The sequence below is a fragment of the Bradyrhizobium sp. 195 genome, assembly GCF_023101665.1.
GTDB lineage: Bacteria > Pseudomonadota > Alphaproteobacteria > Rhizobiales > Xanthobacteraceae > Bradyrhizobium.
Genome location: NZ_CP082161.1, coordinates 1,926,807 through 1,946,997, shown reverse-complemented (window position 1 = coordinate 1,946,997; position 20,191 = coordinate 1,926,807). Strand labels below are relative to the sequence as shown.

Genomic DNA, 20,191 nt, shown 5'->3' with positions numbered 1-20,191 from the left:
CATATCCCGGCGCAAACCGGCCCGACGACGGAATTGCCGCTCGCTTGGGGCCGTTCCCGGCCTTACGCCAAATCGTCAATGATCTGGTATAGCTACCGCGACAATGATTGCCGAATCTCCCCGCTCCCCGCTTCGCCTGCTCGCCCGGTTGGTCCCGGTGCTGGTGATCGCCTTGCTGTGTCTTTGTGCCAGTCCGGCCTCCGCCGATTTCCGCCTCTGCAACAACACCTCGAGCCGGGTCGGCATTGCGCTCGGCTACAAGGACGCCGAGGGCTGGACCACCGAAGGCTGGTGGAATATCTCGTCCCGTTCCTGCGAGACCCTGCTGCGGGGAACGCTGGTCGCCCGATATTATTACATCTACGCGATCGACTATGACCGCGGCGGCGAGTGGTCGGGGCAGGCCTTCATGTGCTCGCGCGACAAGGAGTTCACCATCCGCGGCACCGAGGATTGCCTCGCGCGCGGCTATGACCGGACCGGCTATTTCGAGGTCGACACCGGCGAGCAGCGGGCGTGGACGGTGCAGTTGACCGACGCCAACGAACAGCCCGCGCAACAACGCGTACCCGGCCTGCCTGGTCCGGTCGGCCCGGGCGGGGTTCCGGGTTTGCCCAATAGCCCGCCCGGTGGTACGCCCCCCGCCGCGCCTGGCCTCCCGCCAGCTCCCTCGCCACCGTCTGGAAGTAAGCCATGAGGCGTCTTCGCCGTATCAAGATTCTCGCGACCCTGGGACCGGCCTCTTCAGATCTCGCGATGATCCGCCGCCTGTTCGAGGCCGGCGCCGACCTGTTTCGCATCAACATGAGCCACACCCCGCATGACAAGATGCGGGAGCTGGTGGCGACGATCCGCAACGTCGAGAGCAGCTACGGCCGGCCGATCGGCATCCTGGTCGATCTCCAGGGCCCGAAGCTCAGGCTCGGGGCCTTCGCCGAAGGCTCGGTCCAGCTCCAGAACGGCCAGACCTTCACGCTCGATTCCGACAAGGCGCCCGGCGATACCACGCGCGTCCACCTGCCGCATCCGGAGATCCTGGCGGCGCTGCGGCCCGGCCACGCGCTGCTGCTCGACGACGGCAAGGTGCGCCTGATCGCGGAGGAAACCTCCAAGGAACACGCGGTGACGCGTGTCGTGGTCGGCGGCAAGATGAGCGACCGCAAGGGCGTCAGCCTGCCCGACACCGACCTGGCGGTCTCCGCCATGACGTCGAAGGATCGCGCCGACCTCGAGGCGGCGCTCGTCACCGGCGTCGACTGGATCGCGCTGTCCTTCGTGCAGCGCGCCGACGACGTGCTCGAAGCCAAGAAGATGATCCGCGGCCGCGCCGCCGTGATGGCCAAGATCGAGAAGCCGCAGGCGATCGACCGCCTCGCCGACATCATCGAGGCCTCCGATGCGCTGATGGTGGCGCGCGGCGACCTCGGCGTCGAGCTGCCGCTCGAGCGCGTGCCGAGCCTGCAGAAGCAGATGACGCGGATGGCGCGCCGTGCCGGCAAGCCGGTGGTGGTCGCGACCCAGATGCTGGAATCGATGATCCAGTCGCCGGTGCCGACCCGCGCCGAAGTCTCGGACGTCGCCACCGCCGTCTATGAGGGCGCCGACGCCATCATGCTGTCGGCGGAATCGGCGGCCGGCAAATTTCCGGTCGAGGCGGTCTCGACCATGAACCGCATCGGCGAGGAGGTCGAGCGCGACCCGACCTACCGCTCGGTGATCACGGCGCAGCGCCCCACGCCGGAATCGACCGCCGGCGATGCCATCGCGGATGCCGCACGGCAGATCGCCGAGACGCTCGATTTGCCCGCCTTGATCTGCTGGACCAGCTCGGGCTCGACCGCCGTGCGTGTCGCGCGCGAACGGCCGAAGCCGCCGATCGTGGCGATCACCCCGAACATCGCCGCCGGCCGCCGGCTCGCGGTGGTCTGGGGCGTGCATTGCGTGGTGGCGGAGGACGCGCGCGATCAGGACGACATGGTGGGCCGCGCTGGCCAGATCGCGTTCCGGGACGGCTTCGTCCGCGCCGGCCAGCGCGTGATCATCGTCGCCGGCGTCCCGCTCGGCATCCCCGGCACCACCAACATGGTGCGTATCGCCTCGGTCGGCCCCGAGGGCGACGCGAACATTTAGGTCCTCAAGGGCCCGCCAAACAAAAAGTCGAAAAACAACCCCATGCAAAGTAGCCGGGGCTTCCGGCAAGCTTGCTGCGGTCCTGCAAAAAGGCTTGCTCAGTCAACGACCTGAGCAGGGTCAGGCTGCAGCGCCGGTCGCGCGGCCGATTTTACGCGCCAACCAGCGCCTTCGTCGTCGGCAGCAACGTCTGCTGCACCACCAGGCCACGGGCGCGGGCGTCCATGACGCCGACCGCCCGCAGTGCCAGCAGCGTCACGGTCTGCACCGCGTCGCGCATCTTGACGGGATCGTCGAGATTGTCGGGCGCTAGTGGCCCGACCAGGGCCTCATGCAGCGCGCCGAGCAACGCGGTGGCGGCGAGCGCAGTGTCTTGCGCCGGCAGGTGACCGGCACGCACCGCAGCGTCGATCCGGGATGCGATCTCTCCTGCGATCTCGCGCCGGCTGGCAAGCCTGGAGGCGCTGACATCGACATCGACGGGCTCGGCCAGGATGCCCCAGGCTAGCCTGCGCTGCGACAGGGTATGGACCGCCACGGTCGTCACGGCAGCGGCCAACGCCGAGGATGGTCCCGGCGCGGCATCGGCCGCCCGGCGGATCGCCGCGAGCTCGTCGCGGGAGACCTCGGCAATCAATTCGGAGATCAGCTCGGCCTTGGAGGGAAAGTAACGGTAGACCGTACCGGCCGCGACATTGGCCCGGACCGCGACCGGCGCGATCTGCACCGCCGCCATCCCGCCTTCCGCCGCCGTCTCCCGCGCCGCCGTTAGAATCGCGCTGCGCCGCGCCGCGAGGCGCTTAACCACTTGATGCGTCCGCCGATAAACCATGGCGCGCTTCCTGTCCCACACGCCTGCCGCACGCCCTGCGGCCGAACGCTTCGTCACGCAAAAGATGCAAATCGCCCCGCAAGGACTGAACAACTATTCAGGGTGAATGACAAGATAGGAAATGCGTGACGCGTCGCGGCGAGCGGACCGGAGCGTCAGCCAAGAGAAGGTCGCGCCGCTCTCCGGCATCGTCGACGGGACTGGCAAGTCTCGCCCAAGAGAACTGAGAAGGTGAACTGAGAAGCTTCGCACAAAAGAAGAGAGCCCCGTCGATGACGGGGCTCTCGGAAATCTCTGGTTCGTCCGGCCTTACTTGAGGCTGGTCGAGATCGAGGTGAACTTGGTGTTCAGCGTGGTGCCGAGATTGTTGACGACGGTGATGATCGCCAGCGCGATGCCGGCAGCGATCAGACCGTATTCAATGGCGGTGGCGCCGGATTCATCCTTCACGAAACGCGCAACGAGGTTCTTCATAGAAGTGCTCCAAATGAGTACACGAGGCTTACAACTGATCCGGTCTTTTCGGCTTCCCAGCGCCGCCCGACCATGAAACCGAACGTAGGGGCAAAGAATTGCGCCGCAGTTAATTCGACTGCGTAAACAGCTGGCGGGTTGCGTGTATTCGCCGATGGTAAATCGAAATCCAAAACAATCCGTTAAATTGTCGGGACATGAAACCGGCATGGCGCGGCCGGTTTACCCGAAGTTATGACCGCCGTGGTCCAATGCTGCCCGCTCGGACTGAAGCGCGACGAGACGAATGGTTCATCGCGCTTCGGGTTATTGTTGGGCACGATCTTCTCGGAAACGCCGCGACCTACTTTGCGCTAACGCGGCCCTCCGGGTCCGGATCGTGCTCGACGACAAGAACAACAGGACGACGAGGCGGCATGTCCCTTTCCTTTGCCAACAGCATCGCGGTGCAGAGTCGCGCGAGGGCCCTGGTGCCGCTGTGCGTCGGTGCCGGCGCCTATCTGTTCTACCTCTATCTCGGCGACACGCTGCTTCAGGATTCCGACTCGTTCTGGCAGATCAAGATCGGGCAGTGGATCCTCGATCACGGCGCCATGCCCACCACCGACTTCTATTCCTTCACGCGAACCGGCGCGCCGTGGATTTCGACGTCATGGCTGTCGCAGGTGCTGTTCGCCTTCTCCCATGCGCAATGGGGCTGGGCAGGTCCCGTCATCCTCACCGCGGTCGCGGTTGCGCTCACGCTCGCAATCTTCGTCTATCTGCTCGACGCGCAGATCGAGGCGCCGCGCGCCGTGCTGTTCGCGATGCTGGCGTTGCTGCTATCGATCCATCACGTGCTGGCGCGACCGCATATCCTGGCGCTGCCTGTCCTGGTGGCGTGGTGCGGCCTGCTGATGGGAGCCGCCGACCGCAGGAGCGCGCCGTCCTGGACCTGGCTGCCGCTGATGGCGCTCTGGGCCAATTTGCATGGTGGCTTCGTGCTGGGCCTGGCGCTGATCGGCCCGATCTCGCTCGAGGCGGTCGAGCATGCCGAGAAGGGACAACGACTTCGGCTGTTCATGCGCTGGGTGCTGTTCGGAGTCGGCGCGCTGATCGCGAGCTGCTGCACGCCTTACGGCTGGCGGACGCTGCAGGGCGCGACCAACATCCTCGGCCTTGGCGAGCTGCTGTCGCTGATCTTCGAATGGATGCCGGCGAACTTCGCCACCTTCACCTCGTTCGAAGGCGCCCTGCTCGGCCTGATCGCATTCGGCTATTATCGCGGCCTGGTGCTGTCGGCGCCCCGGATCTTCCTGATCCTGTTCCTGACCTGGAGCGCGCTGACCCATGTCAGGAGCATCGAGGCATTTGCGTTCATAGTGCCGCTGGTGCTGGCAAAGCCGCTGGGCCAGATGTTCCCGCGCCCGGCGCCTGACGCCACTGGTGCCGACCGCTGGCCGGCCCGCTATGTCACAGCGCTCGGCGCGCTGATGATCGTGGCGGCAAGCTGGACCTCGACGTCGCTCTACATGGGGCACCACCGCTTCACCTTCACGATGACGCAGACGCCGGTTGCTGCGGTCGACCTGCTCGAGCAACGCAAGGTGCAGCGCATCTTCAACGCCTACCAGTTCGGCGGCTACCTGATCTCGCGCGACATCCCGGTCTTCGTCGACGGCCGCGCCGAACTCTATGGCGAGAAATTCGTCATGGACTTCTTCAAGGCGACGGAGGGCAAGAAGCCCGAGCTGCTGCCGCGCCTGCTCGACGAGTACAAGATCGACGCGACGCTTCTGGTGGCCGATGCGCCGGGCCCGCAGATCCTCGACCAGCTCAAGGGCTGGAAGCGGATCTATGCGGACGACATCGCCGTGATCCATGTGCGGGATCATGCGGACAGCGCCGCCGCGACGCCCTCGAAGTGAGAACCGGCCTGAGGGGTGTTCATTCGTAACCGTGAGACATCCTGTCAAATGCGCCACGCCGCGCCTCGAACCTCAGCCATCCCATGACATGGCTCCTCTCGGCTTGACGACCCCGGCTCGCGTTGGCTCAGAACGGTCCGTGGCGATCGCCGTTCTCGCAGTGCTGGCGGCCGTCTCGTTCCTTCCGGTGCTGCTGACGCCCATTCCCGCGATGGTCGATTATCCCAATCACCTCGCGCGCATGTACATTCTGAGCCAGAGCGGCACCCCCGACGCCAATCCGCATTACGAGGTGGCCTGGGCGTTTTATCCCAACCTTGGAATGGACCTGCTGGTCCCGCAGCTGGCGCGGCTGATGAGCGTCGAGAACGCCACACGGCTGTTTCTGCTGCTGAGCCAATTGCTGATCGTCACCGGCGCGCTGCTGCTCGAATGGGTCCGGAAGGGCCGGGTTCATCTTGCCGGCTTCGCTGCGCTCGCTTTCCTCTACTGTCTGCCGTTCAGCTGGGGCTTCGTGAATTTCGAGTTCGGGCTTGGCCTCGCGCTCTGGGGCATCGCCGTCTATCTGATGCTGGCGGAAGGCCCATGGCCCCTGCGCCTCCTCGCCAACACGCTCTTCGTTGCGGCGCTATATGCGGCGCATTTTTTCTCCCTCGGCATCTACGGCGCGACTCTTGGCCTCTACGAACTCTCGCGCATCCATCATCCGCGAATACCGTACCGGGTCGCGGCCGCGCGGCTCGGCGCGCTGGCCCTGCCGGCGCTTGTGTTGTTTGGGATCATGCAAATGACCGCGGGCACGATCGGAAGCGAAGGGACGAGCTGGTTCTTTGGATTCAAGCCGGTCTGGCCGCTGCGCATCCTGAATGGCTACAGTCTGACGGCTTCGGCCGTGACCGGGCTGGCGCTGATGATCGCGTTGCTTTTCGCCGCAAGGCGCGGCGTCCTCAAGCTCGAGCCGACCGGAATCTGGCTCGCGATCGGCTTTGCGCTGCTCTACTTGGTCATTCCCTCGAAACTGTTCGGGACCTCGTTCGCCGATCTTCGCGTGATCCCCGCCGCGGCTTTGATCCTGCCGGCCTTCTGCTCGCTGTCGCTGCCGAGCCCGGCGTGGAGAATGGCTGCGCTCGCCGCGATCAGCGGCATCATACTGATCAATCTCGCCATCGTCCTCGCAGTATGGCTGCCTTACCGCGCCGACTATGCGGCCATGATCCAGTCGTTCCACAAGATCGATCGCGGCTCCCGCATCCTCGTCGGCGATAGCGGCGACAATGGAGACCCGCCGTTCGCCGATCTCACCTCGTACCCAATGTACTATGCGCCGACGCTGGCCGTGCACTATGCCAACGCGTTCGTGCCCAATCTATTCACGGAAGCGGGCAAGCAGCCGGTGCGGGCACGCGAGGCCGTGCGCCGTCTTGCCATTCCCTACGGAGGGCCGGTGCCGTCGGGTCTGCTCACCGCGATTGCGACACGTCAACCGCCGGCGGATGTTCCGCCGTTCATCCGCACCTGGTACCTGGACTACGACTATCTCTATGTGCTCGGACCGCCGGCGGCGAATCCGCTGCCCGAGCTGCTGGAGGTGTTGGACATCTCAGAGCGATTTGTCCTCTACAAGATCCGCCGCGGGTCCTAGGCCAAAGCCGCGGCTGCACGTATGGTTAATCCCGGTTCACCTTTCGGTGCAAACGCGCCACAGCGCTTTCGATCCTTAACGTCTGCGGCAAGGCGACCTTAACCACCGGTGAACTAGGCTCAAGCCCTGCAACCGAGTTGGAATCTCTCGCATGGCGGCCAATTCCAGACCGATCCGCTACAGCCTCGTCATCCCCGTGTTCAACGAGGAAGCCGTGCTGCCGGTCCTGTTGCGCCGGCTCGACCTGGTCATGTCCCGGCTCGACGGACCGGCGGAAGCGATCTTCGTCGACGACGGCAGCAGCGATTCCAGCTCGATCGTGCTACGGGCGCTCGCCGCGCGCGATCCGCGCTTTCGCTACATCGGCCTGTCGCGAAATTTCGGCCATCAGATCGCCATCACCGCTGGCATGGACGCGACGCAGGGCGACGCGATCATCGTCATGGATGCCGATCTGCAGGACCCGCCGGAAGTGATCGAGCAATTGATCGCGAAGTGGAAGGAGGGCAACGACATCGTCCACGCCCGCCGCCTGTCGCGCGAGGGCGAAAGTCGATTCAAGCGTGCGACGGCTCACCTATTCTATCGGCTTCTCGGCAAGATGTCCTCTGTCGGCATCCCCGCCGATGTCGGCGACTTCCGCCTGATCGATCGCAAGGTGTTGGAGGCCCTTCGGCAGATGCCGGAGCAGGATCGCTTCGTACGCGGCATGATCGCCTGGCTCGGTTTCCGGCAGGCCGAGGTCGCCTTCCACCGCCTCGAGCGCGCAGCGGGCGAAACCAAATATCCGCTGTTCAAGATGGTGCGGCTCGCGATGAACGCCGCGCTCGGCTTTTCCGATTTGCCCTTGCGGCTTGCAATCTGGTGCGGATTGACGGTCTCGGGACTGGCCCTGCTCTACGGCGGCTGGGTGATCCTGTTGTGGCTCGGCCAGGACAGCCATCTCGTCACCGGCTGGTCATCGACAATCGTCGTCATATCCCTGCTGTGTGGAATCAACATGCTGATGACCGGTATCGTGGGACTCTATGTCGGCCGCATTCATGCCGAGGTGAAGCGCCGCCCGCTCTATGTGGTGCAGACGCGCGCCGGCTTCGACCGCAACGAGGCGGCGGCAGCACCCGCGATCCACGCCGTCAACGAGTGACCCGGCGCATGAGCGAGCTCTTCGACGGTTATCACGACAACTACCGCGATGTTGTCCAATCCTCGATCGACTTCTCCGGCTTGCCGCATCATTTCTTCATGCGCGCCAAGGCGGATCTGTTGCGCGATCTGATCGCGCAGCGGCTGGACGCGGCGAGGCCCGACATGCTGGACGTCGGCTGCGGCGTCGGCAGCCTTCATCCCCTGCTGCACGGCATGGTCGGTCGCTTGAGCGGCATCGACGTCTCTTCGGCCAGCCTGGCGCAGGCCCGCGCGGTCAACGGCGGGGTCGACTACCGCGAGTTCGACGGCCGCACTTTTCCCTTCGACGACGCCAGCTTCGATCTGGTCACGGCCATCTGCGTGATGCACCATATCGTGCCGACCGAATGGACGCATTTCATCGCCGAGATGCGGCGGGTGGTGCGGCCGGGGGGACTCGTCTGCGTGATCGAGCACAATCCGTACAATCCGCTGACACGCCTTGCCGTCTCGCGCTGTGAATTCGACCGGGACGCCGTCTTGCTCGGTGCCGGCACGACGCGAAAGCTGATGGCCGCGGGCGGCTTGCGCGAGATCGGCGCCCGCCATTTCCTGCTGCTCCCCTGGGACACCAAACCGGCGCGTCGCCTCGAACATGCCCTGAGCGGCGTGTCGCTCGGAGGTCAATACGCGGCCTTCGGGACCGCCTGACTTATCTCGGCGGCGTATCACGCCGCTTGTGCACGACCGCCACATCGTCGCCGTAGACGCGTTGCCACTGGGGCAGCCGATCCAGCATCGCGACCGCCGGTGTCCGCGGCGCGAGCAGCGTCGCGCCGATGTCGTATTCGTCGAGCAGCTTGAGAAAATCTGCGAGGTCAACCAGCGCCAGGGCACGATTATAGCGGTCGATGAAAGGCCCCCCGTATAGTTCGCCGCGACCATCGACAAAGGTGGGAATGCCGGCAAAGATCAAATAGCCGCCGAAGGAGTAATCGTTGAGGATGCGCCCCGTCTTGGCGAGGCCGGCTTGAGCGATCGCAGCCTCGGGGGTGATATTGGAAGCCGGCCGTATGTCGCGCGCCAGCGCCGCGCCGCTCATTGCGATCAAGACCCCGAACGCCGCCAGACTAAGGCCGCGAGACCAGCCCTCCGCATCGTCCGCGGTTCGCTTGCCGAACTTTTGGCCCAAGGGCGCCGCCAGATAGAGCGGCGCCAGCATGGCCAGCAGATCCGCATTGCGGACCTGCGCCAGTGCGAAATGGAGCAAGCCGATCACCACCAACGTCCGTACGACCGGCAGCGTCACGCCGCGCGACAGCGCAAAGATGCCAGCCAGCAGCAGCAATTCGAAGCCGCCGATATGGCTGAAATCCTGCGGCCGCCATTCCGCGATCCAGGCGAGCGCGGAGCCGAGGCCGAGCGTCGTCAGCGGCATCAGCAGCGGTTCCGGCCCGTGCGGCGTCAGGCAGGACGCGGCGAGGGCAAGGGCCGCAAATGGCAGCCACCGCAGGAGCACGCGCGGCCATTCGCTTCGCTCCTCACGCAGCAGCGCCTCGAGCACCGCCGGGCCAATCAGCCCGAGCGCCAGCACCACGCTGCCATGCAGATTGGCCCACAGGACCAGCAGCGGCAGCGCCCAGTATGGCGGCGGCCCGCCGCGATCCATGCAGCGCACCAGAGAAGCCGCCCAGGTCACCATCACCGGCAGCACGAGGGCGTGTGGCCGCGCCAGCATATGTGGCGCCAACAGGACGACGGCCGCGATCACCATGAGCAGCGTCAGGCTTGGCGAAAGCTCACGCAACAGGAAGAAGGTGAACAAGCCGAAGGCGAGCGCGATCGCGGCGGCTGCGACAACGACGACGCCGGGCCAGCCGGAAAGTGCGTAGGCTCCGGCGTAGACGACTTCCGAGAGCCATTCGAACGTGATCCAGGGCGCGCCAAGCTTCGAAAACGAAAAGGGATCGCTCTCCGGCAGAGTGCCATGCGCTATGATCCAGCGTCCGACCTCGATATGAGAATAGCTGTCGGGATCACCGAGCAGCCGCGGCCCGACGATCAGCAGCAGGCCATACACGCTGAGGCCCACGGCCCAAGGGAGCACTGCACGTGCCGAAAACGGTTGAACCGCGCTATGGACGGCCTGGTCAGTCATGGCGGGCCAAAGTAGGACGCAAGCGTTAAGTTCTTCTTTAATGTTTCTGGCATTTGCCCCATCGCTGCGGCGGAGTTCCGGACTTTCCGGAGCGAATCGAGGCCGTGTCGAAGCCTGACCTGGACCGTCTGGCGCGTGCGCAAATGAGACGAACGCGCGCCACACTTGAAGTGCCGCGACGCTATCGAAGTGGGAACGTCGCTGCAGCGAGTGTCATCATGATCAAGTTGTCGCGCCGTGCTGCGCGACGAACTGGAACCGGGCAAGGACCGCCGCAGCTCCATGCAGGCAATCAAACTCTCTCCCGATTTCCTACAAATCTCCGCCATCTACCAAAGGTAGATTTCTCCCGGTGAAGCGTGGTCAACAACGCGACTTGCAAAAAAACTGCAGGCGTCAGGCGCGCTTCCGACAATGAAATGGGAGTTACGCCATGCAGCATCTGCCGAACGATACGTTCGACGTCACGCTCGACCAATTTGGCCAAATCGCGACCGTATATGGAGATCCCGGCTTTCCGGCATCCACCGACGTCGTAGGCGGCAACGACACCGTGACGGCCACCGTCGCTGCGCTCAATGCAAAGCTCACGATCTTCGGCGACGACAACACGATGCTGCTTGGCCACTCCCAGGGCGGAAACGACACGCTGATCGCCGCGATCGACGGCGGCTGGGACACCGCCGTCGTGGTCGGCGATACCCAGTCGATGATCGATGACGCCAAGGGCGGCAACGACACCATCGTCGCGGATGCCGGCCGCACCGTCTACACGACGATCTCGGCCTTCGGCGATGTCGCAGGCGACATGTCCGGCAATGCGCAGGGCGGCCATGACGACATGACAGGCTCAGTCGCGTGGCGCGGCGGCGCCAACCTGTTCGCCGGCGATGCCGGCGGTTCCATGATGGACACCGCGCACGGCGGCAATGACACGCTCGATGTCAGCGTGCTCACGACGGACGGCGGGGCGACTGTCAGCGGCGATGCCATCGGTTCCCTGAGAGGTCTCGCGCATGGCGGCAACGACAACCTGACCGTAACCTTGAACGGGGACAGCGCCATCTCGGCCGGAGCCTTGTTCGGGGATTCGGCGACATCCCTGATGGATCTCGCCCAGGGCGGCGACGATGTGCTCACCGTCAAGCTCGACGGCCAGTATACGGATGCCGGCTCGCAGATGTACGGCGACGCGCCGACCATGGTGGGCAATTCCCATGGCGGCAACGACATCCTCAATGGCGGCGCGGGCCGCGATTTCATGTATGGCGATGCGCGGATCTATGAACCGGCGGCACCAGGCTCGATCACCGGCGGCGCCGACACGCTGAACGGCGGAGCCGGAGACGACCGGATGTGGGGCGGCGGAAACAGCGACTTCTTCGCCTTCAACACCGGCTCCGGCAACGACACGATCGTCGACTTCGATCAGGGCAACAAGGCCGTCGGCAGCACCGCGGTGGAACACGATCTGATCGACGTGCAGGACTACGGCTTTGCAGACTGGACGGCGCTGTCGAAACTGATCAGCGACAACACCGCCGGCGATGCCGTGATCCATCTCTCCGCCAACGATTCGATCACGCTGGACGGGATTCAGGCAGCGAACCTGCATTCGACCGACTTCATCATCTGAGGAAACAGAGCAAGAGCGACGTCGCCCCGCGACGCGAGGCGACATCGCGATTGACCGCGCGACGACGAGCGTCGCCGCGCGGCGCAGCGGAACTTGCCGCGATCCAACTCTGTCTCGAATTCCAGCAATGAAATGGGAATTACGCCATGAAATATCTACCCAACGACACCATCGACGTCCTGCTCGACCAGTTTGGCCAAATCGAAACCCTCTACGGAGATCCGGACTTTCCAACCACGACGGATGCCTGGGGCGGCAACGACACCGTAACGGCAACCGTCACCCAGCCCGAAACAGAGGTCACGATCTTTGGTGACGCCAACACGACGTTGCATGGCCAGTCTCGCGGCGGCAACGACACCCTGACCGTCAATCAGAATTTCGGCTGGAACGCCTTCCTCGTCGTCGGCGATGCCCAGGCGATGACCGACGACGCCAGGGGCGGCAACGACACGATCAATGTCCAGGCCGACTCGTTGTACACCGACGTGCACGTTTTCGGCGATGTCGCCGGCGACATGTCGGGCAACTCGCACGGCGGCAGTGACACCATCACGGGCGCTGTGGGCTGGCGAAGCTACGACCACGTGTACGCCGGCGATGCCGGAGGTTCCATGAGCGGCACGGCCCAGGGCGGCAATGACACGATCGACATCGACGTGGACACCCTGCAGGGCTTTGCGAAGGCCAGTGGCGATGCCATCGGCTCCATCGGCGGCGATGCGCATGGCGGCAACGACAACATCACCTTCACCTTCGGCACTGACGTCGCCATGACAGGCGGATTCGGCTACGGGGATTCGGTGACGGCGCTGACCGACAATGCCCAAGGGGGAGATGACATTCTCACACTCGCGTTCGATGGCATCGACACCGTCCAGTTTGCGCACCCGGAGCTCTTCGGCGATGCGCGGACCATGTCCGGCAATGCACAAGGCGGTAACGATATTCTCACCGGCGGGGGGACCAACGATCACCTCTATGGAGATGCCGCGAACTATGCCCCCGCAACGCCGGGCTCGATCACCGGCGGCAGGGATATCCTCAACGGCGGCACCGGCGATGATCAGCTTTCGGGCGGAGGAAACAGCGACACCTTCGTCTTCAACACCGGCTCCGGCAATGACCTGATCACCGACTTCGATCAGGGCAACAAGGCGGTCGGCAGCATCGTGACGGAGCGCGATCTGATCAACCTGCACGACTACGGGTTTGCGGACTGGACGGCGCTGTCGAGCCTGATCAGCGACAATGCCGCCGGCGACGCCGTGATCCATCTGTCGGCGAACGATTCCATCACGCTCGACGGCGTCAACGCGGCGAACTTGCACGCGACCGACTTCCTCATCTGAGCAAGTTGCTCTGGGAGCAACGATCTCGCCCCGTCTGCAGCGGGGCGAGACGCGGATCATCATTTCCCAAGCTGCTGAAGCACCGCGAACCACAACGCCAGCGGCTCTCTCAGGGCTCCCGGCTCGGACGGTGTTGGGCGGACGGCCGTGTGCACCATGACGAGTTTCGAGGCCGGATCGACCAGTATGATCTGCCCGCGAATCCCGAGCAGGGCAAATCTCCGCTGCTCGCCAGGAAGAAGCCAGACCTGATAGCCGTAGCCGAAATAGGATGTGGCCACGCCCGGCGCGAGATGACCATCAGCCGACCTGACGGTCGTGGCATCCAAGAGCCATTGCCGCGGAATCAACTGGCGACCTTCCCAGGCGCCGTCATGCGCGAGCAACCGGGCGAAGCGTGCATAGTCGCGCAAGGTTGCGTTGACGCAGCAGAAAGCAATCTCCTGCCCACTGCCGTCGATCGCCCATGAGGCGTCGGCTTCCGTGCCGATCGCATCCCAAATCCTGTCGTGGAGATAGTCGGCAACCGAAGTAGCCGTGGCGGACCGCAGCACCAAGCCAAGGATCTCGGTTTCCACGCTGGCATAGTGCCATCTGGTATTCGGCGGCGCGCCGCGCGTGTTGAATTGCGCGATGGTGGCGGCGGGATCTTTCGCCTCTCCGACGAACAAGGCTCGCCCGAGCCGGGCGATGTCGTCGTGCCCGTCATAAACTTCGGAAAACTCCACGCCCGAGGCCATGTTGAGCAAGGCGCGGATCGATGTGTTTCCGTATTCCGTTCCTGCAAGACCGGAGACATAGGTCGAGACGAGGTCGTCGATCGACTTGATCCGGCCTTCAGAGACCGCGATGCCGATCAGCATGGCCACCATGGTCTTGGCCATGGACTGCGAGAGAAAGCGGTCGCGGTCGGTCCGCGCATATTGATAGTGCTCGTACAGGATCGTGTCGTCCCGGGCGATCAGGAGCCCCGTCACCGGGTTGCGCTTGAGGTAATCGGCAATGGTCAGCCGGTCCGGGCCGAAACTGTAGGCGATGGTCGGCTCTGGTGCGCGCTTGAACTGCCAAGGTGTCGCCGCGCGCCGTATCACACGCGACGGGTAGAGCTCGTCGAAATGGCTGTAGACCCCGACGAGTTTGTCGCGTTCGGTGGCGGTCCCGCGCGAGCCGACCGCATAGCCCAACGCCGCGCCATATGCCGCCGCGTCGGGGCCGCTGTCCGAAAACACCGGTCCAGCTTCCCTTGCGGCAGCCGCGTCCGCCGAACCGCGGGCCTCCTGTGCGTATGACGGCCGCGTCGATATCGCCAAGACGAGAATGACAGCCAGAAAAAGCCTGCCGCGAGCGCGCGGCTTGCAGAGCGCTCCCCAACTCATGGCACATGCCCTCATACGTCCCGGCTGTCCAGTTTCTAGGACAACCTCTTGGGGCTGTGAAGAGATACTTGCTATCACGGCGCGTACAGGACGCCCTCTCGCGCCTGCAAACACCGCCAACAAAAAACGCGGCGTTTCCGCCGCGTTTTTCAATCTCATCTGTCGCCCCGCGATTACGCCTGCGGCTGCGGCTCCAGGCCGGGATCCGCATCGGGCCGCGGGCGCGGCGACTTACCGGCCGGGGGCACTGCGGAGGCGCGCGGCGTGGTCGGCTCGAGCACGGATTCGCGGTTCGGCTTCTTGCCCTTGAGCAGATCGACGATCTCATCGCCGCTCAGCGTCTCGAACTCGAGCAGGCCCTTGGCGAGAGCTTCAAGATCGGCGCGCTTCTCGGTGAGAATACGCGTCGCTTCGTTATAGCCCTCTTCCACGAAACGCCGTATCTCGGTGTCGATCTTCTGGACCGTCGCCTCCGATGCGTTCTGGGTGCGCGACACCGACATGCCGAGGAAAACCTCGTCCTGGTTTTCGCCATAGGACACGGTGCCGAGCGCCTCGGACAGGCCCCAGCGCGTCACCATCATCCGGGCCAGACGCGTGGCCTGCTCGATGTCGGAGGACGCACCCGAGGTCACCTTCTCGCGGCCGAAGATCAGCTCTTCGGCGACACGGCCGCCCATCATGATCGCGAGCCGCGAGGTCATCTGCTCCAGCGACATCGACAGCTTGTCACGCTCGGGCAGCTGCATGACCATGCCCAGCGCACGGCCGCGCGGAATGATCGTCGCCTTGTGGATCGGGTCGGTCGCGACGACGTTGAGGCCGACGATGGCGTGGCCACCCTCGTGATAGGCCGTCAGCAGCTTCTCTTCCTCGGTCATGACGAGCGATTTGCGCTCGGCGCCCATCATCACCTTGTCCTTGGCCTCCTCGAACTCGGCCTGAGTCACCATCCGCTTGTTGCGGCGGGCAGCCGTGAGCGCAGCTTCGTTGACGAGGTTCATCAGATCGGCGCCGGAGAAGCCCGGCGTGCCGCGCGCGATGGTCTTGAGGTTGATATCCGGCGCCAGCGGAACCTTACGGACGTGCACCTTGAGGATCTGCTCGCGGCCGACGACGTCGGGGTTCGGCACGACGACCTGACGGTCGAAGCGGCCCGGACGCAGCAGCGCGGGATCGAGCACATCAGGGCGGTTGGTGGCGGCGATCAGGATCACGCCCTCGTTCGCCTCGAAGCCGTCCATCTCGACCAGCAACTGGTTCAGCGTCTGCTCGCGCTCGTCATTGCCGCCGCCGAGACCGGCGCCACGGTGGCGACCGACCGCGTCGATTTCGTCGATGAAGATGATGCACGGCGCGTTCTTCTTGGCCTGCTCGAACATGTCGCGCACACGGGAGGCGCCAACGCCGACGAACATCTCGACGAAGTCCGAACCCGAAATGGTGAAGAACGGCACGTTGGCTTCGCCCGCGACCGCACGCGCGATCAGGGTCTTACCGGTGCCGGGAGGACCGACCAGCAGCACGCCGCGCGGAATGCGGCCGCCGAGGCGCTGGAATTTGCCGGGGTCGCGGAGGAATTCGACGATCTCCTGCAGGTCCTGCTTGGCTTCGTCGACGCCGGCGACGTCCTCGAAGGTGACGCGGCCATGCGCCTCAGTCAGCATCTTGGCGCGCGACTTGCCAAAGCCCATCGCCTTGCCAGCGCCGCCCTGCATCTGCCGCGACAGGAAGATCCACACGCCGATCAGCGCGATGAACGGCAGCCAGGAGACCAGCAGCGAGACGAACCACGGCACGTTGTCGCCCGGCGGCTTCGCGGTGATCTGGACCTTGCTGTCGTACAGGCGCTTCACCAGCGTCGGGTCGCTCGGCGCATAGGTCTGGAAGCTGGAGCCGTTGGTGAAGGTGCCGTGAATGTCGGGGCCCTGGATCACGACGTCGCGCACATTGCCGCGGTCAACCTCGCTCAGGAGCTGCGAGAAGGCGATGTCCTGCGAGGAGGCCCGCTGACCCGGATTCTGGAAGAGCGTGAACAACGCCAACAGCAGCAAAACAATGATGACCCAGAGGGCGAAATTGCGCAGATTGGCGTTCATCGATCTTCCTTCGTGGTCGCGCGGATCGCGGCCTGGTCCTTCAGGAGTTACTTGGGCAAGCCAGAGAAAATCCCCAAGGAATTCTCTCGGTTAGACGCATACAATTTAGGTGCCGCCCCGGTCGCTGCCAAGGGAACGAGATGGGACTATTTAGCCCATCTTAGAGCGATTCCCGCTGAAATAATGGCGCCCGATGCGGGGTTTTTCCTGCCTGGTTAAGGTGTCCTGACGGGGCGGGGCCGAAATGGCCGGTGTCATGATCCGACCTCCTGCGGCCCTGGGGGCGCCCTTCAAGCACCCTTGCGGCGCCGGGCCGGCGCCGGTGCGATGTGGATACGCCCACCGGCAAGGCTGATCAAGGCTCCCGCAAGGGTCTGCCGCAAGGCCGGCCGGCCATTTGCGGCCGCGCGAGGACTTGCGGCGATGGCCTGATCGAGCACGGCCATGAGGGATTCAACCTTGCCGAGTTCCGCTGGCCCTTCATGTCCGAGCGCGTTGACGGCCCGCAGCAGGAGCCGCAGCCGGACCTCCTCCGGCAGGAGGGCAAAGCTTGAGGCCTCGAAGCTTCGAACGCCCACCTGCGGCGCAACGTCGCGATCCCGCAAACGGAGGAAGCGCTCGGCGCCGTCGGCGAGCACCTCGACCGCCGCATTGGCCCGCGCCAGCCTCGTCGCGAGTCGCACGAGCGTGCGGGCATCGCCGCCCTCGGCCGCGAGTTGCGGCAGTAGCGCGCGCAGCCGCGGCCGGGTGAAAGCGGTGTCGCGGTTGGTGGGGTCGTCGGCAAAGCCGATCTTCGCCCGCCTCAAGGTCGCGATCAGCTGTGCCTTGGGAACGTCGAGCAGCGGACGCGCCAGCACGATCCCGTCGCGCTCGCTGAGGGAAGCCATTGCCGACAGCCCGGCAAGTCCGCTGCCGCGCAACAGCCGCATCAACAGGGTCTCGGCCTGGTCATCGCGGGTATGGGCGGTCAGCACATGGCTGGCGCCGACGGCACGCGCGGCCTGCGCGAGCAGGCGGTAGCGGGCCTCGCGCGCGGCCGCCGGCAGCCCCGTCTTCGGCTTTGCGTCGCGCCAGCGCAGGGTCCGGTGCTCTAGTCCAAGCTCAGTGGCGAGCCGCTTGACCTCGCGCGCCTCACGCGCCGCCTCGCGGCGCAGGCCGTGATCGATCGTGACGACGGTGAGACGCGGGCCGCGCGTGAGGCTGCGCTGCCAGCGCGCCGCGAGCCACATCAGCGCGACCGAGTCGGGTCCGCCGGAGACGGCGAGCACCAGCGCCGGCGCGCGCTTGAGGCCGGCAAAGAGCCGCTTCGCCTCGCGCGCCGAGATCGGAGAATTGTCGTCGTCTGACATGACGCGGGCCCTGACCTCCGCAGGCGGATGGTGACGACGTCTAGCGTAGCACCATCCGCGTTGTCAGGACCCCGGACCTCAGCACTTCACCCGCTTCTGCTCGCGGTCGACCGCGGTTTTGACGCCGGCGGAGGCGCGCGGATATTTGCGGCCGACCTCGCCGAAGGCGGCGCAGGCGGCCTCCTTCTCCTTCAAGGCGGCGAGCGACTGGCCGAGCCGCAGCAGCGCATCCGGCGCCTTGGCCGATTTCTCGTATTTGGTGGTGACCGCGAGGAAGGCCTCCGCGGAATCGCGATATTGCTGGCGCTGGAAATAGCTCTCGCCGAGCCAGTATTGCGCGTCGCCGAGCAGCGGGTCGCTCGGATATTTCTGCGTGAAGTTCTTCATGGTCTGCTCGGCGAGCGCATAGTCCTTGCGCTGCATGTAGCCGATGCCGAGATCGAACTCGTCGCGCGGCGTCGCCGAGGGCGGCAGCGTGGTCAGGCCGGTGCCGCCCGCTGGCGCGGGATAGCCGGGCTGGGCCGGCGGATAGCCGGGCTGCGCGGCCGGAGGCGCGGCCTGCTGCTGATAACGGGGGCTGGTGTTGGCGAGGTCGAGCGGCTCGCCGGCGCCGCGGCCGCCAGGTGCTCCGCTCGGAGCTCCTGCCTGCATCGGCTGCTGGCCGCCGCCGAGCGCGCGTGGCGCACCCGGCGCGGTCGGGTTCTGGTTCGGATCGAAGGCATCGCCGCGACGGCGCGTGCCGGGTGCACCGGGCGCCGGTTGCTCCTGGACGATCGGCGCAGGCGCGGCGACCTGCGGCTGCTCGTAATTCGGGTGCACGGCCTGCTGCTGCGGCTGGCGATAGCCCGGCGCGACCTGACCTGGTGCGAGCTGGGCCGGCGGCATCGCCGCGACATTGGGCGCCTGCCCGGGCGCAGCTTGCGCGCCGCCTTCGAGCGCCCGCAGCCGCTCTTCGAGCTGGCGGTTGCGGTATTGCAGCTCCTCGTTCTGGCCGGTGAGCTGGCGCAGCTGGTTCTCCAGCCGCTCGATCCGCATCTCGGGATCATCGTCCGACTGCGCGAGTGCGGGCGAGCCGAAAGAGAGCAGCGTGGCCATCGCCACGGTGCCGGTAAAGACCTTAAATCTGGATGACATCTTGCCCTGACGACGAAAGCGAAATGGCCTGCGACGGAACATTCGACGCGCCACACATTGAAGGTGAGTACGCCAAAACTGTGACTGGCACCACGGGGTTTCTGTCACGGATTGCTGAAACGAAACCGGCGCCCGAGAGGGCGCCGGCATAATCGGTTTCTGAAGATGAACGGCGCCTGACTGAGTGTCGTATCTCGGCGTCAGGAACTCGCGTTCAGCACGGTGACGGCGCGACGGTTCTGCGACCAGCAGGAGATGTCGTTACAGACTGCGACCGGCCGCTCCTTGCCGTAGGAGATCGTGCGCATGCGGTTCGGATCGATGCCGCGCGAGGCGAGGAACGAACGCACCGACTGGGCTCTCCGGGCGCCGAGCGCGATGTTGTATTCGCGGGTGCCGCGCTCGTCGGCATGACCTTCGACGGTGAAGCTGTAGCGCGGGTAGGTCTGCAGCCACTGCGCCTGCTTCTCCAGGGTCACGATCGCCTGCGGGGTCAGATCGGTCTGGTCGCTTTCGAAGAACACGCGGTCACCGACGTTCACCACGAAATCCTGCTGACTGCCAGGGGTTGCCGCATTGGCCATCGCATCCGTCGCAGCATTCTTGTTGGCGCAGGCGCCCATCGACAGCGCGACGGCGAGCACCGCGACCAGCTTCAATCCCTGGAGGATACGCATAGGATGTTTCATTCCGGAGCCTCCACGCTCACGTTAGTCCACTGCTGTCCGGTCTACAGGGGGTTGGTTAAGCGAACGTTCCGTCAACCTTGACGGAACCTTGCCTCAGCCGATCAAATGCCCCCAACCAGCGAAAAGCACCCGTCATGGTTAATGGGTTGTAAATGTGGCGCGAGGGTGAAGGCAAGCCGCGCCAGCCGGCAAAAACGCCGCCTTTCGCCGGAATTCCGGGCCCAGGGCTTTGATGCGTGGCGGGCGAAAGGTCCAAGTCCCGGCTCAACACCCCAGGTCCAAGCC

General features: G+C 65.1%; 16 protein-coding genes. 8 read left to right on the top strand and 8 right to left on the bottom strand.

Annotated elements, in window-relative coordinates; all coding sequences use genetic code 11:
• Window positions 1-103: 103 nt before the first annotated feature.
• Together IVB26_RS08970 and pyk are read left to right on the top strand one after the other, a co-directional pair.
• Complete coding sequence (locus tag IVB26_RS08970; protein ID WP_247322062.1) at window positions 104-697, top strand: DUF1036 domain-containing protein; 594 nt, start codon at window positions 104-106, stop codon at window positions 695-697.
• Complete coding sequence (gene pyk, locus IVB26_RS08965; protein ID WP_247971342.1) at window positions 694-2,130, top strand: pyruvate kinase; 1,437 nt, start codon at window positions 694-696, stop codon at window positions 2,128-2,130. The genes IVB26_RS08970 and pyk overlap by 4 nt, the downstream gene beginning before the upstream one ends.
• Window positions 2,131-2,281: 151 nt before the next feature.
• Here pyk and IVB26_RS08960 read toward each other — a convergent pair whose 3' ends face one another.
• Together IVB26_RS08960 and IVB26_RS08955 are read right to left on the bottom strand one after the other, a co-directional pair.
• Window positions 2,282-2,962 (bottom strand): TetR/AcrR family transcriptional regulator, encoded by a 681-nt coding sequence (locus IVB26_RS08960; protein ID WP_212088150.1) that lies wholly within the window; start codon window positions 2,960-2,962, stop codon window positions 2,282-2,284.
• A 309-nt stretch (window positions 2,963-3,271) separates the two neighbouring features.
• Window positions 3,272-3,436: a Flp family type IVb pilin gene (locus tag IVB26_RS08955; RefSeq protein ID WP_027545569.1), complete on the bottom strand. Its 165-nt coding sequence runs from the start codon at window positions 3,434-3,436 to the stop codon at window positions 3,272-3,274.
• Between the two features lie 416 nt (window positions 3,437-3,852).
• Here IVB26_RS08955 and IVB26_RS08950 point away from each other — a divergent pair, with 416 nt between their 5' ends.
• The 4 genes from IVB26_RS08950 to IVB26_RS08935 all read left to right on the top strand — a co-directional run bounded on the left by IVB26_RS08950 (window position 3,853) and on the right by IVB26_RS08935 (window position 8,824).
• Window positions 3,853-5,343, top strand: coding sequence for a hypothetical protein (locus IVB26_RS08950; RefSeq protein WP_247971341.1), 1,491 nt, complete (start codon window positions 3,853-3,855; stop codon window positions 5,341-5,343).
• Between the two features lie 88 nt (window positions 5,344-5,431).
• Window positions 5,432-6,985, top strand: a complete 1,554-nt coding sequence (locus IVB26_RS08945) for a hypothetical protein (protein ID WP_247971340.1) — start codon at window positions 5,432-5,434, stop codon at window positions 6,983-6,985.
• 151 nt (window positions 6,986-7,136) lie between these two features.
• On the top strand, window positions 7,137-8,132 hold the full coding sequence (locus tag IVB26_RS08940; RefSeq protein ID WP_247971339.1) for a glycosyltransferase family 2 protein: 996 nt from the start codon (window positions 7,137-7,139) through the stop codon (window positions 8,130-8,132).
• Between the two features lie 8 nt (window positions 8,133-8,140).
• Window positions 8,141-8,824, top strand: coding sequence for a class I SAM-dependent methyltransferase (locus IVB26_RS08935; RefSeq protein ID WP_247971338.1), 684 nt, complete (start codon window positions 8,141-8,143; stop codon window positions 8,822-8,824).
• A gap of 1 nt (window position 8,825) precedes the next feature.
• On the opposite strand, the gene IVB26_RS08930 is transcribed toward IVB26_RS08935, so the two are convergent.
• Window positions 8,826-10,205, bottom strand: coding sequence for a hypothetical protein (locus IVB26_RS08930; RefSeq protein ID WP_247971337.1), 1,380 nt, complete (start codon window positions 10,203-10,205; stop codon window positions 8,826-8,828).
• A 499-nt stretch (window positions 10,206-10,704) separates the two neighbouring features.
• Between IVB26_RS08930 and IVB26_RS08925 the strand changes: the two genes are divergently transcribed.
• Complete coding sequence (locus IVB26_RS08925; protein ID WP_247971336.1) at window positions 10,705-11,907, top strand: calcium-binding protein; 1,203 nt, start codon at window positions 10,705-10,707, stop codon at window positions 11,905-11,907.
• Window positions 11,908-12,053: 146 nt separating this feature from the next.
• On the top strand, window positions 12,054-13,259 hold the full coding sequence (locus IVB26_RS08920; RefSeq protein WP_247971335.1) for a calcium-binding protein: 1,206 nt from the start codon (window positions 12,054-12,056) through the stop codon (window positions 13,257-13,259).
• Between the two features lie 59 nt (window positions 13,260-13,318).
• Here IVB26_RS08920 and IVB26_RS08915 read toward each other — a convergent pair whose 3' ends face one another.
• From IVB26_RS08915 to pal, 5 genes are all read right to left on the bottom strand, one after another.
• Complete coding sequence (locus tag IVB26_RS08915; protein ID WP_247971334.1) at window positions 13,319-14,488, bottom strand: serine hydrolase domain-containing protein; 1,170 nt, start codon at window positions 14,486-14,488, stop codon at window positions 13,319-13,321.
• A 320-nt stretch (window positions 14,489-14,808) separates the two neighbouring features.
• Window positions 14,809-16,734 (bottom strand): ATP-dependent zinc metalloprotease FtsH, encoded by a 1,926-nt coding sequence (gene ftsH / locus IVB26_RS08910; RefSeq protein WP_247971333.1) that lies wholly within the window; start codon window positions 16,732-16,734, stop codon window positions 14,809-14,811.
• Between the two features lie 290 nt (window positions 16,735-17,024).
• Window positions 17,025-18,083, bottom strand: a complete 1,059-nt coding sequence (tilS, locus tag IVB26_RS08905; RefSeq protein ID WP_247971332.1) for a tRNA lysidine(34) synthetase TilS — start codon at window positions 18,081-18,083, stop codon at window positions 17,025-17,027.
• A gap of 78 nt (window positions 18,084-18,161) precedes the next feature.
• The gene (gene ybgF / locus IVB26_RS08900; protein ID WP_247971331.1) at window positions 18,162-19,217 is read right to left on the bottom strand and encodes a tol-pal system protein YbgF; all 1,056 of its coding nucleotides are present in this window, start codon (window positions 19,215-19,217) and stop codon (window positions 18,162-18,164) included.
• Window positions 19,218-19,417: 200 nt separating this feature from the next.
• Window positions 19,418-19,906 (bottom strand): peptidoglycan-associated lipoprotein Pal, encoded by a 489-nt coding sequence (pal, locus tag IVB26_RS08895; protein ID WP_018317777.1) that lies wholly within the window; start codon window positions 19,904-19,906, stop codon window positions 19,418-19,420.
• Window positions 19,907-20,191: the final 285 nt, after the last annotated feature.

What these genes read in the sequence shown, in the direction of transcription:
- IVB26_RS08970 (WP_247322062.1), top strand. Translation starts at nt 104, where the DNA reads ATGATTGCCGAATCTCCCCGCTCCCCGCTTCGCCTGCTCGCCCGGTTG.
- pyk (WP_247971342.1), top strand. Translation starts at nt 694, where the DNA reads ATGAGGCGTCTTCGCCGTATCAAGATTCTCGCGACCCTGGGACCGGCC.
- IVB26_RS08960 (WP_212088150.1), bottom strand. Translation starts at nt 2,962, where the DNA reads ATGGTTTATCGGCGGACGCATCAAGTGGTTAAGCGCCTCGCGGCGCGG.
- IVB26_RS08955 (WP_027545569.1), bottom strand. Translation starts at nt 3,436, where the DNA reads ATGAAGAACCTCGTTGCGCGTTTCGTGAAGGATGAATCCGGCGCCACC.
- IVB26_RS08950 (WP_247971341.1), top strand. Translation starts at nt 3,853, where the DNA reads ATGTCCCTTTCCTTTGCCAACAGCATCGCGGTGCAGAGTCGCGCGAGG.
- IVB26_RS08945 (WP_247971340.1), top strand. Translation starts at nt 5,432, where the DNA reads ATGGCTCCTCTCGGCTTGACGACCCCGGCTCGCGTTGGCTCAGAACGG.
- IVB26_RS08940 (WP_247971339.1), top strand. Translation starts at nt 7,137, where the DNA reads ATGGCGGCCAATTCCAGACCGATCCGCTACAGCCTCGTCATCCCCGTG.
- IVB26_RS08935 (WP_247971338.1), top strand. Translation starts at nt 8,141, where the DNA reads ATGAGCGAGCTCTTCGACGGTTATCACGACAACTACCGCGATGTTGTC.
- IVB26_RS08925 (WP_247971336.1), top strand. Translation starts at nt 10,705, where the DNA reads ATGCAGCATCTGCCGAACGATACGTTCGACGTCACGCTCGACCAATTT.
- IVB26_RS08920 (WP_247971335.1), top strand. Translation starts at nt 12,054, where the DNA reads ATGAAATATCTACCCAACGACACCATCGACGTCCTGCTCGACCAGTTT.
- ftsH (WP_247971333.1), bottom strand. Translation starts at nt 16,734, where the DNA reads ATGAACGCCAATCTGCGCAATTTCGCCCTCTGGGTCATCATTGTTTTG.
- tilS (WP_247971332.1), bottom strand. Translation starts at nt 18,083, where the DNA reads ATGTCAGACGACGACAATTCTCCGATCTCGGCGCGCGAGGCGAAGCGG.
- ybgF (WP_247971331.1), bottom strand. Translation starts at nt 19,217, where the DNA reads ATGTCATCCAGATTTAAGGTCTTTACCGGCACCGTGGCGATGGCCACG.
- pal (WP_018317777.1), bottom strand. Translation starts at nt 19,906, where the DNA reads ATGAAACATCCTATGCGTATCCTCCAGGGATTGAAGCTGGTCGCGGTG.